Below are 13,342 nucleotides of genomic sequence, written 5' to 3' on the forward strand. Positions count from 1 at the left end.
ATGGCGTTACTTCGCATAGAAAAAAATAATGGCATCGCAACCGTTTGCTTAAACCGTCCAGAAAAGCGTAATGCCATGAGCTTTGCTTTATTACGCGAACTGGTCAATGCTGCCAAACAAATTAAAAAAGACCGCTCCATCCGCTGTGTCATTTTAACCGGTGAAGCACATGTATTTAGTGCCGGCATTGATCTGGCCGATTTAAACGCGCCGAAAAATACCGCTTACGCCGCTTGGGAACTGCTAAAACCGGGACAAAGCCTGTTTCAGAAAGCATTTCTGATCTGGCAGGAACTGCCTGTTCCTGTTATTGCTGCGATTGAAGGCTATTGTCTGGGTGCCGGTATGCAACTGGCTTTGGCTGCGGATATTCGTATTGCCCATCCGGACACCAAAATGTCGATTATGGAAAGTCGCTGGGGATTGGTGCCGGACATGGGACTCACCCGTTCCCTTAAAGGCATTATCGGTCTTGATCTGGCCAAAGAACTGACCTTAACAGGACGTATTTTTGATGCCAATTATGCCAAAGAGATTGGTCTGGTGACGCATCTGGATGAATCACCCATCAGCAAAGCCCAAGCGATTGCAGAGGAAATGTTGCAACGTTCACCCGATGCACTTGCTGCTGCCAAACATGTACTGGATGCCATGGAACATGAACCGAAGAAATCGTTACGTCTGGAGAAAATCTGGCAATTAAAATTACTGTTAGGCAAAAACAGTAAATTGGCGCGTAAAAAAGACAAGAACCCGGAAGTTCAGTTTTTACCGCGCCAATATAAGTAAAATAGTGAAATAACAGCATTGTCCAGAGAAAAACACATGGGTTTTGACCGTAATACAAAAATTGCATTCTTAGGCATGGGTCTGATGGGCAGCCGCATGGCGACCCGGCTGATTCAAGCCGGTTTTGAAGTGGCTGTATGGAACAGAACGGCATCCGCCTGTGACGTGCTGATTGATATGGGTGCTACTGGCCTAGACTTGCAAGAGATTGGGCAATATCCGGTGATTCTGACCTGTCTGGCCGATGATGCTGCCGTACAGGCAGTATTTGATCAAATCCAGAATCAACTCACTGCTGGTCAAGTGATTGTGGATTTTTCCAGTTTATCTGTGGATAAAACCAAAGCGCTGGCACAGCAGGCACAAAACCAACAAGTGCAATGGATTGACTCGCCTGTTTCGGGTGGCACGGCAGGTGCCGAACAGGGCACCTTAGTGATTTTCGCCGGTGGCGATATCAACACCATTCAAAATTTATCGCTGATTTATAATGTGCTTTCACAACGCGTAACGCGTATGGGCGAAACAGGTACCGGACAAGCGACCAAAATTTGCAACCAACTTATTGTGGCCGCCAACAGCACCTTGATTGCCGAAGCAGTGGCCTTAGCTGGACAAGCCGGTGTAGATACCACCTTGCTTGCTCCTGCTCTTGCCGGTGGTTTTGCTGACTCGAAACCTTTCCAGATTTTAGCTCCGCGTATGGCGACGCATACTTTTGAGCCGGTGCAATGGAAAGTGCAAACCCTGTCCAAAGACTTAAATAATGCCGTGCAGCTGGCCCAACAGTTCAATTTAGATATTCCTGTGGCAAAACAGGCACTTTCGCAATTGAAAACCCATCAAGATAAAGGCTATGCTGAAACAGATCTGGCGACCGTCATTCAACTGGTTGAATCCTGATCAGACCATTTTCTTTAATGAGCAAGGAGTAAAGGCATGATTAAGCTGGCGGTCAATTTATCCATGATTTTTACTGAAGTGCCTCTGATTGAGCGCTTTGCTCTGGCGCAGGCTCATGGTTTTCAGCATGTAGAAATCCAGTTTCCCTATGAACTCAGCATCGAACAGATTCAGACCCAATTGACCCTGCACGACCTGAGCTTATGCCTGATTAATGTCCCTGCAGGTGACCTAATGCAAGGCGGTAATGGTCTGGCTGGCGTACCGGGTCAAGAAATTGCATTCCATCATGCCCTGGAAAAGGCCATTGAATATGCCACAGCACTGAATGTATTCAGTGTGAATATCTTGGCCGGCAAGCAACCGCTTGATTCCGATTTGTTGCCTTGCCTAAATACGCTGGCAAAAAATTTAAAACTGGCGTGTTCCATGTTTGCTGTACACAACATTCAGCCAGTGTTTGAAATGATTAATGGCACCGACATGCCCCGCTTTCTGGTACAAAATATTGCCCAAGCCCAAGAAATGCTGGAAGCAGTACGACACCCAGCGCTAAAAATGCAATATGACTGCTATCACATGGCGATGATGGGTGAAGATGTACTACAGGGCTTAAAGGAAAATATTCAGGATATTGGACACATCCAGTTTGCAGACTGTCCGGGACGTCATCAGCCTGATACTGCACAAATTCCCTATGCAGAAATTTTTCAGTGGTTAAACCAAAGTACCTATACAGGTTTCACTGCAGCAGAATACAAGCCACAAGCGCATTCCAGCCATTCTTTTGCCTGGAAAGATAAATATTTTGCAAAACATCCACAAAGTTAAATTATGAACAGATTTGAAATTCAGCCCCAAAACCGCTATATTACACGATGAGATATTGTCCGGAAATTAAACCTTTTATGAATTTAGAACCATCGCCCAGCGCTTCTAATTCTCTCGAACACGCAATGAATGCTCATGCTAAAGATGTACAAGCTTGCTTGAAAGTTGTACATGAAGCCCTATTAGATGTAAAAGCAAAAGATATTCTAGAACTTGATGTCAGCTCAATCAGCAATGTGGCAGATGCCATGGTCATTGCCAGCGGTACATCAACCCGTCACATTAAAGCCCTTGCAGACAATGTTGCTGAAGAAGCACGTAAAGCGGGTTTCCGCCCTCTCGGCGTTGAAGGTGAACGTGATGCCGAATGGATCCTGATCGATCTTGGGTTTGTTGTAGTTCACGTCATGCTTCCAACAGCACGTAAATTTTACGATCTGGAAAGCTTATGGCGCACAACTCCAGAATCAGTAGCCTAAATAAACTAAAAAAGCGACCTTCAGGTCGCTTTTTTAGTGCTGCTGTTTTTAGGATGCCCAGCCTGAACTTAAGACTGAACATGTATTTGATCAAGATGACTGCCAACTATAATAAATGATGTAAATCCACGGACGGATATTTGTTCTTGATATCCATTTTCACCCGTGCATAGACCTGATCGGCTTTACTTGGGCCATAAAATTCGCAATAGCATTCATATGATGCGGTAATCACCTGAGCATAACTGGTGAGCGGTAAACATTCTGCAAAAGCAGCATCATTCAGATTTGCAGATTTCTCAATCGCAATGCCCAGGGCTTGGATGTGATTTTTAACTTCCGCATTAAAATCATTCAGATCAGCTCTGGCTACTGTCTGTAGCACCCCATTAATCAAATCAAAAAAAGCATCGGCAAAATCGGCTGAAATTGGCACCTCCGTTTGCACTTTCGGCTGGGTATCCAGTAGCACCTGTTTTTCAACCGCCGACATTTCACATAACACCTGTTTCAACATTTCTTTGCGATGAATACGCAATTCATCAGTATTGCAAATGTCATTCATAAAACGATTGAGTACAAATGAAGGTTTGTCGCCATACTCCTGTTCCCAGTAACTCAATACCCGTTCCAGTACAGTTCCTTGCAAATAATGACTTAAACCGCGTTCAATCGCCTGTTTCTTTTGCATCACAGTGAGTAATTCATTTGGCATAGCTAAACTCCCCTTCTTGGTTTAGTGGCGTTTGGTAATATCATCTGTTTCAAAAGTCACATCACGCTGAAATTCAGGATAAGACAGCTCGGCATGTTCGGTATAGTCCAAACCGCGTTGTTCATGTTGCGTGCTGACACGTAAACCACCCAATATTTTCTCCAGCAGCTTAAAAGTAATCAGCGCGATTCCGAATCCCCAAGCAAATGCTGCCAGCACACCTAAAATCTGAATAGACACAATTTGTGAGTTAAACATATCGGCTTCAAAAAACAGGCCTGCAGCCACGGTTCCCCACGCCCCACAAAAACCATGAACAGTAACGGCATCCACCACATCATCCAGTTTTAATTTTTCCATGAGGCTTGGCATGACGCTGACAATGAGTCCGGCAATGAGTCCAGTAATCACGGCAAATAAAGGTGACATGGTGGCACAACCCGCCGTAATCCCCACTAAACCGCCCAATGAAGCATTAATTGTGGTCTGCATTAGAATTGCCTTACCACGAATTAAGGCATACAGCATATAAGCCACTGCAGCAGCACAGGCCGCTAGATGGGTATTTAAAGCAATACGACCGATACTGACACTGGCATTCACGGTTGATGCAGCATTAAAACCAAACCATGCCAGCCAGAGAATAAAACCACCCAAAGCCACCAAAGGCAGGTTGTGCCCTGCCAGATGGTGAGTTTGTCCATTACGCCCGAAACGTCCCAAGCGTGGCCCTAAAACAATAATCCCGGCCAGAGCGACCCAACCACCGATTGAATGCACCACGGTTGAACCAGCAAAGTCGATAAAACCCATTGCTTTTAACCAGCCTGAACCCTCAAAAATACTGCCCCACGCCCAACTGCCAAAGACAGGATAAATAAGGCCACTGACCACAGCAGCCCCTACAATATAAGCAACAAAGTGAATACGCTCTGCCATGGCACCACTGGCAATTGTGGTTGCAGTAGCGGCAAACATCATTTGAAAGAACAACAGATTCCAATGCCAGTCATCCAGGTCATTGGGTGCAAAATGACTGGTGCCTATCCAGCCTGAAGCATTGACCCCAAACATTAAACCAAAACCAACTAACCAGAAGACCAATCCCCCCAGACAAGCATCCATATAATTTTTCATGAGTACATTGACGGTATTTTTACTACGTACAGAGCCACTTTCCACCAGTGCAAACCCGGCCTGCATAAAGAACACCAATATACCGCCCATTACCACCCAGACACTGTCGAGTGATAAACGTATTTCTTGAATATTCGCTGTGTTTGTCGCAGCTTCACTTGCAAATGCAGGTAGTGAACATACACATAACAGCAATGCTAGATACTTTATTATTTTCATGAACAGTCCCCCTAAAACTGAATCACAAAAATGCAAAAGAAATGCCAGATTATCGAGATTTATCTTTTTATTTAAAAAGGCCGGCAAATGCCGGTCTTAACACAACTTAATTTCTAAAAATATCCCTCATCGGCAATACCTATTTAGAAATAAACAGTTAATTGCCATTTTATAAAGCATTTTTGCAATATCGCTTGATCAGGCAGCACCAAATAAAACAAGAAACCATAGCCTGATAAAAGTGTGCTCTGCACTATTCTTCAATTTAATTGTTAAAAAGTCATATATTCTAGAATTAAAAAAACCACCCGAAGGTGGTTTTAATCTCCCTAAATCCCTCTTTATGAAAGAGGGACTTTTGAAGCGTGGATTTAGTGACCGCCACCGTTAATAGCTTTAGTCATGTCTTCCACGACTTTCTTGGCATCGCCGAAAATCATCATGGTTTTTTCATTATAGAACAAGTCATTGTCCAGACCCGCATAACCGGTTGCCATAGAACGCTTGATCACCATAATAGTACGTGCTTTATGCGCTTCCAGAATCGGCATGCCGTAAATTGGTGAACTTGGATCATCTTTCGCTGCCGGGTTAACGACGTCGTTTGCACCAATGACTAACACAACATCAGTTGCCGGGAAGTCCGAGTTGATTTCATCCATTTCCAGAATGTCTTCATACGCCACGTCTGCTTCAGCAAGTAATACGTTCATGTGACCTGGCATACGACCTGCTACCGGGTGAATCGCAAAACGTACTTTTACGCCCTGCTCTTTCAAAATCTCACACAATTCTTTTACCGCATTCTGTGCACGACCTTGCGCCATACCATAACCCGGTACAATCACCACGCTATCCGCATTTGACATCAGGAAGCCTGCGTCATCTGCTGAACCAGAACGGTGGTTACGTTGAACTTGCTCACCTTTATCTGCTGATGCAACTGCTGCACCGCCCATCGCACCACCAAACAAGACGTTGATGATTGAACGGTTCATGGCTTTACACATGATGTAAGACAGAATTGCACCTGAAGAACCCACCAGTGAACCCGCAACAATCAACATATTGTTTTCTAAAGTGAAACCAATACCTGCCGCAGCCCAGCCAGAGAATGAGTTCAACAGCGATACCACCACTGGCATATCGCCGCCACCGACCGGTGCAATCCATACCCAGCCAAATGCAAGTGCCAGAGCAGTCATTGCCCAGAAAGCCTGCATGTTACCTGTTGAGAAGAAGATGAAACCACAGCTTAACATCGCCAGGAAAATAATCGCCTGTAGTGGTTTAACCCAGCCACCCGAAATGGTTTTCGCCCATTTTTTCGCAGCCAACTTACCGTAAGCAAATACTGAAGCGGTAAAGGTAATCGCACCAACGAAACAACCTACAAATAATTCAAAAAGATGAACTTTGCTCATGTGGGCATGTTCAACACCCGCAGCTGTTAACGCCGCTTCATTTTGTGCAAATAGTGCCGTTAACTGGTTGTTATGCAAAATTGCAGCAATCGCAATTAGCACTGCAGCCAAACCCACTAATGAGTGCATCAATGCAACGGTTTCCGGCATTTGCGTCATCGGAACGGTACGTGCACGAGCAATACCTACAATCGCACCTAACACCATTGCGCCGCCAATCATCCAGACCACAGGATGATCAGCAACAAAGAAGGTGGTGATCACGGCAATGGCCATTGCAATCATACCGTAACGATTACCGGCAATGGCTGTTTTAGGACCAGACAAACCACGTAAAGTTAAGATAAAAAGAACGGCACCCACCAGGTAGAACCAATCCGCATAGTCTCGAATGAATTCCATGTTTTAGCCCTCTTTTTTCTTTTGCTTTGGCTTGAACATTTCAAGCATACGTGCAGTTACGGCGAAGCCACCAAAAATGTTGATACTTGCCAGAAATACTGCGACTGCACCCAAAATACTGACCACGTTGATGCTCTGGAATTGCACATTGGCTTCAACCAAACCCGGGATGCCCACCGTCTGCAACATCGCACCCACCACAATAATCGATGACAAGGCGTTGGTTACCGCCATCAATGGCGTATGTAATGCAGGTGTAACGCCCCAAACCACGTAGTAACCTACGAAAATGGCAAGGACGAAAATTGTAATCGTTTCAACCATGATGACTCTCCTTAACCACGCTTCAGCAGTACTTGACCGCCATGAGTGACGAGTAGGGCTTTTTGAATTTCTTCTTCCGGATTGATGGCAAATTTTTTCTCTGCATCAAAAAGGGTATCGAGGAAATTAAAGACATTACGTGCATACAGTGCTGAGGCTTCGGTCGCAACTGTAGATGGGATATTCGGAATACCCAAAATGGTCACGCCATTATCCGTCACGACATTTTCACCGCACTTGGAACCTTCCACGTTACCGCCTGATTCAACCGCCATATCCAGAATGATTGAACCCGGTTTCATTTTGGCCACCGTTTCAGCACGAATTAAACGCGGTGCATCACGGCCGGGTAACAGTGCAGTGGTAATCACGATATCGGCATTAGAAACAGCTTTATCGACAATGGCCGCCTGGTCTTTGATATATTGCTCACCTGGCATCCAGCCATAACCATTTTTAGCAGCGTCCGCAGCTTTTTGCTTTTCTTCATCCGACATTGGTACGTCTAGCCATTTACCGCCAAGTGATTCGACCTGATCACGTGCAGTTGGACGTAAATCGGTGGCTTCAACCACAGCACCTAAACGTTTAGCAGTCGCAATGGCTTGCAGGCCGGCAACCCCAACCCCCATGATGACCACACGGGCCGGTTTTACCGTACCCGCAGCCGTCATGAGCATTGGGAACATGCGTTGATATTCTGCTGCCGCCAAAAGTACCGATTTATAACCGGCCAAGTTGGCTTGAGAAGACAGCACGTCCATGTTTTGTGCACGGGACAACGTACGTGGTAAAAGTTCCAGTGCAAATGCAGAAACCTGCTTTGCTGCAAACTGATCAAGTTCAGTGTTGCGATACGGGTCAAACATTGCAATCACTGCGGTGTTTGCTGCAAGTTTTTGAATTTCATCACCTTGAGGGGCACGAACTTTCAAAATAATCTGACTGCCGGTATAGGCATCATCGGTAATTTTGGCGCCGACCTGTTCATAGGCACTGTCAATATAAGCAGCTTTTACCCCTGCTCTACGTTCAATGACTACAGTATGACCAGCACTGATCAACTTCTTTACTGTTTCTGGCGTTGCAGCCACACGATTTTCACCGACCACAGTTTCGGTTGGGATTCCAATCTGCATGAGCGTTCCTCAAGCTAATTTTTCTTCAGTAAACATCGCGGTGAGCAATGTTTCCCCCAGGATGCGTTTTTGTTGAATTTTTGGATTCTAATTGAACTTTTTTAAATTACTACCCAATATTTATTTAATAAATACCCATATTTTGAACTGATGATTCATAAAAATAATAGTTTCATATAGGATTCGTCGGTTTTACTTTAATTTTAGCTCGTCTTCATGACTTTAAATGCCAGCCTGAAAAAGCTATAAATCCTTATCTTGACCTTTCCGTTCACCATTTCCAGCCGGCTTGTCCCACAAAATTGATCTTTCTGACATTCTTCCTTTAATCAGAATTTAAATAAATACCTAGAAAGTTGCTTGATTTAGTTATCGACTGAGTAAATTTAAATAATTTTCTCCCCCTTTATTGGCCAGAATGACATCTTGAATGGACTTGTTCCCTTAAAAAATAAGCGATTGCCTATCTGGTTTTGCCTAAATCAAGTCTGGAGCTGCATATCAGAAAAAATGCTGATTTTGCTTATTTTTATGTTTTTTTGTTATTTAATGCTTATTCGCCCTAAGTCTAAGGTAATTCAAAAAATTAATTAAAAAAAATTTTACAGCCATTTCGCTTGATGATGTTTTACACTGTATTTGTCTCAATTCAACATTTTATGCACAAATTTAGTGCAAAAAATTATTTTTTATACTCATCTTCTTGTTTTTATTACTTTTAAAAGAGTAGGCATAGCGATATAACGCTTCTAAACAAACGTGCTTGAATAAAATTTAGACAAAAAAACAAAACTCACTTTCCAGAGAAGCCAAGCCAGTTGTCAGTAACCTCTAGAAAATGGCTCTAAGCATCAATCATTCCTAATTGGAATTATAATTCGCATCTTTTTGCATTTAACCTCGAGGCTTAAAAACTTTATAATTCAACTTTGTCTCGATCTTCTTCGGATCAGAAGCCCTAATCAAGCAGGTAAAATGAAACCGACTCTAAGCCAAACACAATTAGGTTCATTATTTGCGATTGGTGCTGCTTTCCTGTTTAGTACCAAAGCCATTTTTATCAAGCAAACCTATGCCTTGTCGCCTTTGGTCGATGGCACGGTACTGATGGCTTTGCGTATGGCAAGTGCCTTACCGTTTTTTTTGCTGCTGTGCTGGTTTAACCGTCATCATAATAAAGAACTGGCAGCGAAAGACTGGGGTTTGTTGATTGTTGCAGGGCTCATGGGTTACTACTTTTCAAGCTGGCTGGATTTTGTTGGTCTGATGTATATCAGTGCCTCACTGGAACGGATTATTTTATTTCTCTATCCCACCCTGACGGTTCTGGCTTCCAGTGCCATTTATAAGCAGAAACTTAGCCTAAAAAGTATGCTGGCCATCGCCTTAAGTTACGGCGGTACGGTCATTGTGATGTTGCAGGAACAAAGCAACGTCGCACATGAAGGTCATTTCTGGCTTGGAAGCAGTCTGGTCTTTGCCAGTGCGGTATGTTTTGCCGGGTACTTATTGCTTACTCCACGACTGATTCAACGTTTTGGTTCATGGAATTTTACCGGTTTGGCACTGAGTATTGCCTGTATCGGCACCCTAACCCATTACATGATTGCCACGCCGCAGCCTTTGCATTTATTCACCCAGCTACCTGTCAGTGTAATTGGGTACGGTATTGCCTTAGGCCTGCTGGTCACAGTTTTACCGACGGTACTGATGGCACAGAGTATTGTCCGCTTAGGTGCTGCACAGTCTGCCATGATTGCTTCAATTGGCCCGATTCTGACCATTATCTTGGCCACTATTTTTTTAGGTGAACATTTAAATGCCATTCAATGGCTAGGCTGTATGCTCAATATAATTGGCGTCATGATGATTACTCTGGCTAAAAAGAAATTCTCACATTAATTTTTGTCTGGTCTAATCAAAGTCTGCCGCAAGCTAAAAAATACGGCTTTTAAAATAGTCACAGAACACCGAATAGAGATTGCTTTTCCCCTATATTGGTAAGTCCAGACTGATAGGGCTGCTATACTCTACATGTACATACAATACCGGCAAACTTTGCCTACCTGAAACAAAACAAGGATGGTTATGAAAACTTCTCTCGACATCAGCCAGGATAAATCTTTACTCTGGCTCATGGCCATAGCCTGTGGTCTGTGTGCGGGAGCCAACTATTATTGCCAGCCTTTAATCCATTCCATCCAGCAATATTTTCATGTTCCTGAATCACAAGTCGCCTTAACCGTGACATTTGCCCAGGTATCATATGCACTGGGCCTGTTGTTTATTGTTCCAATGGGTGACATTGTCAATAAAACCAAATTTATTCCTTTACTGATGGTCATGACTGCCATCGGTTTATTTCTATGTGCTTTTGCCGTCAACTTACCCATGCTTTGGCTGGGAACCATAATTACAGGGCTATTTTCGGTCGCAGCACAGGTCCTGATTCCTCTAGCCACCATGGCCGTCAAACCTGAAAAAACTGGTGAAGTGGTCGGCTTCCTGATGAGTGGACTTCTGGTCGGACTACTGCTATCCACCAGTCTTGCGGGTTTAATGTCCAACCTGTTCAACTGGAAACTGATCTATATGCTCAGTGCCATATTGATGCTGATGTTAGCCTTTCTACTCAAAACCAAACTGCCCCACATCACCATACTAAAAATGAGCTATACACAAATTTTTAAATCCATGGCGATTTTACTGAAACAGGAACCGCGTTTAGGATTTCGTTCATTGATTGGTGGTTTTGTATTTGCTTCCATGAGTACCCTGTTTTCGACCATTGCCATTTTACTGACCTCATCCCCGTTTCATCTTTCCGATGTATTGGTGGGTGTTGTAACGCTGGCGGGAGTGTTTGGTGCATTGTCTACAACGAAAATTGGCAAAATTGCCGATCAGGGCCATACCCAGTCACTGACCTGGATCGGCCTGTTAACGCTGATTGTGAGCTGGTTTTTTCTTTATTTCGGTGGGCAGTCTTTGCTGAGTTATATGATTGGCTACGGCATAATCAGTCTGGGCCTGACCATTGTGCACACCAGTAATCAAAATATTATTTTCCGTCTACGTCCAGATGCCAAATCGCGGATTAATTCTATTTATATGACTTCTTACTTTATTGGTGGAGCCTGTGGTTCTGCACTCGGAGTCTATGCATGGCATCATGGCGGCTGGAAGATGACCTGTATTGCAGGAGTGAGTTTGGTACTCTGCGCTGCTTTTTTTGCATTTCTGGATATGCGTTATCACGCTCGCAGCATGCCTCTTTCAAAATAAAATTGCAAATGAAACAGTTTTTGATCTTGCTGTCTATTTCAAATCATTCACCTCAGGATACTTGCACCACGGGATAAAATGGCTGATTGAACTCTATATTTTCGACATTTTCCAATAAAATTTGGATAAAGCTCGGTACCAATACAGATAAAATACTCCAAGCATTGGCTAATTGTTTCCGGTTAATAGCACTATTGTAGGTCGCTCCGCCTCGACTTAACTGTTGATATAAAGTCGTCAAGCGACTAAACAGGGATACCAACAGGCTGACTGAATCATGGTTTTGCAAGATGTGCTGGAGCTGTTGTTGTTCTGTGGCAAAAGCTGAGCGCCATGTTGCCTCACTGATTTTCTGATTACGCCAGTCCCAAAAGCTCTGATACAGATATGGATTACTCAGGAGTAATCGAATGGTTGACTGTTGTTTTTCCCAGAGGATGTGAAATATTTTTTGATTAACATCTTTATGGCACATCGAGCTGAGGAAATGTCTTAAGGTGTACTGCTCCTGATCAGCAGCTTGCTCCTGTGCATACAATGCATTAAATGCCACCCATACCGTAATAAACTGTAGATCAAGATCATCATGAAGTATCAGGGCTTTTTTAAACCAGCTTAAACTGCGCTGGATACGTAAATTAAAAGGCGTAGAATATTCATTTTTTTTACTCCTATACATTTCTTCTAGAACCAACATGTTATTTTCCCTGTTGTGGTCATATCTCCAACATACTAAAAAGTTAAATTACATACAAATTCTAAGCTGACTGCACAGTTGATTTTAAGACTTTAATAAAGGCAATGATCGCTGCAAGCGACTGTCGATTTTTCATCAAACCCCGTATAATCCGCGCTTCGGTTTTTCATTATTTCAGGTTTATGCCATGACTGCTCTGCAATCTTTACAGCCTCGCATTTCGGTTGCCCCGATGATGGATTGGACATTATAAAAATAATAATATTTATATTTCAAACACTTAAATAGATTACTAATATATAGGGTGTAAATTTGGAGTAAAATTAAGTTAGTGGCTTGATGATCGGTTACAAAATATTCAATTTAAATTATAAGGCGGGTAGAAAATGATAAAAAAGTCCTGTGAGCCGTCTCTTCTCTAGCTAACTGATCCACCACTTATTTTTAAGTGGTGACTTAATTTATGACCACAAATATTCATGCATCAACCGGATCTGCTTCCAAAAAGCAAAGAACATACAGTGCTGAATTTAAAAATAGTATTGTTCAAGCCTATAAAGAACCCAACACTTCAATCACCTCAGTCGCTTTACAGTATGGCCTGAGTGCAAATCTCGTATCTAAATTGATTCACCTTCTCGATGGCAGACAAACTCTGCACAACCCGGCATTATCCAAGCCCGCATTTATTGCCTTGCCTTGCTCTACAACATTCAATCCATCTACTGCAGAAATGTTGCACCTGATCCTAGCCAAAATGAAAACTCGTAAAGCTGCTTATGAGTGGTTGGCTAAGAAAATGGAAATACACGTTGATGATTGTCATGTAGGTCAGTTTGATACTGAACAGTGCCAACAAGTCATTCAGCACTGTGCTCCGTACATTAATTTAGCTATGTCAAAAATGAAAAAAGTTTAATTTTTACAGCATTTTGAGTATCGAATTGATATGCTGTAAAGCGTTGTAAATTTGGTTAATTACTCCTGTTAAGAGGGTG

The 13,342-nt window shown here is 43.2% G+C and carries 13 protein-coding genes; 7 read left to right on the forward strand and 6 right to left on the reverse strand.

Annotated features, from left to right (window positions below):
* The 4 genes from B9T38_RS05695 to rsfS all read left to right on the forward strand — a co-directional run bounded on the left by B9T38_RS05695 (position 1) and on the right by rsfS (position 3,002).
* Positions 1 to 789 carry a crotonase/enoyl-CoA hydratase family protein gene (locus B9T38_RS05695; RefSeq protein WP_086195862.1) on the forward strand — a complete coding sequence of 263 codons (789 nt, stop codon included), beginning with the start codon at positions 1 to 3 and terminating at the stop codon, positions 787 to 789.
* Positions 790 to 825: 36 nt separating this feature from the next.
* A complete protein-coding gene (locus B9T38_RS05700) occupies positions 826 to 1,692 on the forward strand; it encodes an NAD(P)-dependent oxidoreductase (RefSeq protein WP_086195863.1) in 867 nt (288 codons plus the stop codon).
* Between the two features lie 36 nt (positions 1,693 to 1,728).
* The gene (locus B9T38_RS05705) at positions 1,729 to 2,523 is read left to right on the forward strand and encodes a hydroxypyruvate isomerase family protein (RefSeq protein ID WP_086195864.1); all 795 of its coding nucleotides are present in this window, start codon (positions 1,729 to 1,731) and stop codon (positions 2,521 to 2,523) included.
* A gap of 77 nt (positions 2,524 to 2,600) precedes the next feature.
* On the forward strand, positions 2,601 to 3,002 hold the full coding sequence (rsfS, locus tag B9T38_RS05710; protein WP_086195865.1) for a ribosome silencing factor: 402 nt from the start codon (positions 2,601 to 2,603) through the stop codon (positions 3,000 to 3,002).
* 106 nt (positions 3,003 to 3,108) lie between these two features.
* Here the strand turns inward: rsfS and B9T38_RS05715 are convergent, their stop codons facing one another.
* The 5 genes from B9T38_RS05715 to B9T38_RS05735 form a co-directional block, all read right to left on the reverse strand.
* The gene (locus tag B9T38_RS05715) at positions 3,109 to 3,717 is read right to left on the reverse strand and encodes a hypothetical protein (RefSeq protein WP_086195866.1); all 609 of its coding nucleotides are present in this window, start codon (positions 3,715 to 3,717) and stop codon (positions 3,109 to 3,111) included.
* A 21-nt stretch (positions 3,718 to 3,738) separates the two neighbouring features.
* On the reverse strand, positions 3,739 to 5,073 hold the full coding sequence (locus B9T38_RS05720) for an ammonium transporter (RefSeq protein ID WP_086195867.1): 1,335 nt from the start codon (positions 5,071 to 5,073) through the stop codon (positions 3,739 to 3,741).
* 371 nt (positions 5,074 to 5,444) lie between these two features.
* Positions 5,445 to 6,899, reverse strand: a complete 1,455-nt coding sequence (locus B9T38_RS05725; protein WP_086195868.1) for an NAD(P)(+) transhydrogenase (Re/Si-specific) subunit beta — start codon at positions 6,897 to 6,899, stop codon at positions 5,445 to 5,447.
* Positions 6,900 to 6,902: 3 nt separating this feature from the next.
* The gene (locus tag B9T38_RS05730; protein WP_086195869.1) at positions 6,903 to 7,223 is read right to left on the reverse strand and encodes a proton-translocating transhydrogenase family protein; all 321 of its coding nucleotides are present in this window, start codon (positions 7,221 to 7,223) and stop codon (positions 6,903 to 6,905) included.
* Between the two features lie 11 nt (positions 7,224 to 7,234).
* A complete protein-coding gene (locus B9T38_RS05735; protein ID WP_086195870.1) occupies positions 7,235 to 8,362 on the reverse strand; it encodes a Re/Si-specific NAD(P)(+) transhydrogenase subunit alpha in 1,128 nt (375 codons plus the stop codon).
* A gap of 975 nt (positions 8,363 to 9,337) precedes the next feature.
* Between B9T38_RS05735 and B9T38_RS05745 the strand changes: the two genes are divergently transcribed.
* Together B9T38_RS05745 and B9T38_RS05750 are read left to right on the forward strand one after the other, a co-directional pair.
* The gene (locus B9T38_RS05745; protein ID WP_086195871.1) at positions 9,338 to 10,264 is read left to right on the forward strand and encodes a DMT family transporter; all 927 of its coding nucleotides are present in this window, start codon (positions 9,338 to 9,340) and stop codon (positions 10,262 to 10,264) included.
* A gap of 186 nt (positions 10,265 to 10,450) precedes the next feature.
* A complete protein-coding gene (locus B9T38_RS05750) occupies positions 10,451 to 11,647 on the forward strand; it encodes an MFS transporter (RefSeq protein WP_086195872.1) in 1,197 nt (398 codons plus the stop codon).
* 52 nt (positions 11,648 to 11,699) lie between these two features.
* Here the strand turns inward: B9T38_RS05750 and B9T38_RS05755 are convergent, their stop codons facing one another.
* The gene (locus tag B9T38_RS05755; protein WP_086195873.1) at positions 11,700 to 12,344 is read right to left on the reverse strand and encodes a HEPN domain-containing protein; all 645 of its coding nucleotides are present in this window, start codon (positions 12,342 to 12,344) and stop codon (positions 11,700 to 11,702) included.
* 463 nt (positions 12,345 to 12,807) lie between these two features.
* On the opposite strand from B9T38_RS05755, the gene B9T38_RS05760 reads away from it, so the two are divergent.
* The gene (locus B9T38_RS05760) at positions 12,808 to 13,263 is read left to right on the forward strand and encodes a zinc-finger-containing protein (protein WP_086195874.1); all 456 of its coding nucleotides are present in this window, start codon (positions 12,808 to 12,810) and stop codon (positions 13,261 to 13,263) included.
* Positions 13,264 to 13,342: the final 79 nt, after the last annotated feature.

Origin of the sequence: Acinetobacter sp. ANC 4218, from assembly GCF_002135245.1 — a bacterium.
GTDB lineage: Bacteria > Pseudomonadota > Gammaproteobacteria > Pseudomonadales > Moraxellaceae > Acinetobacter.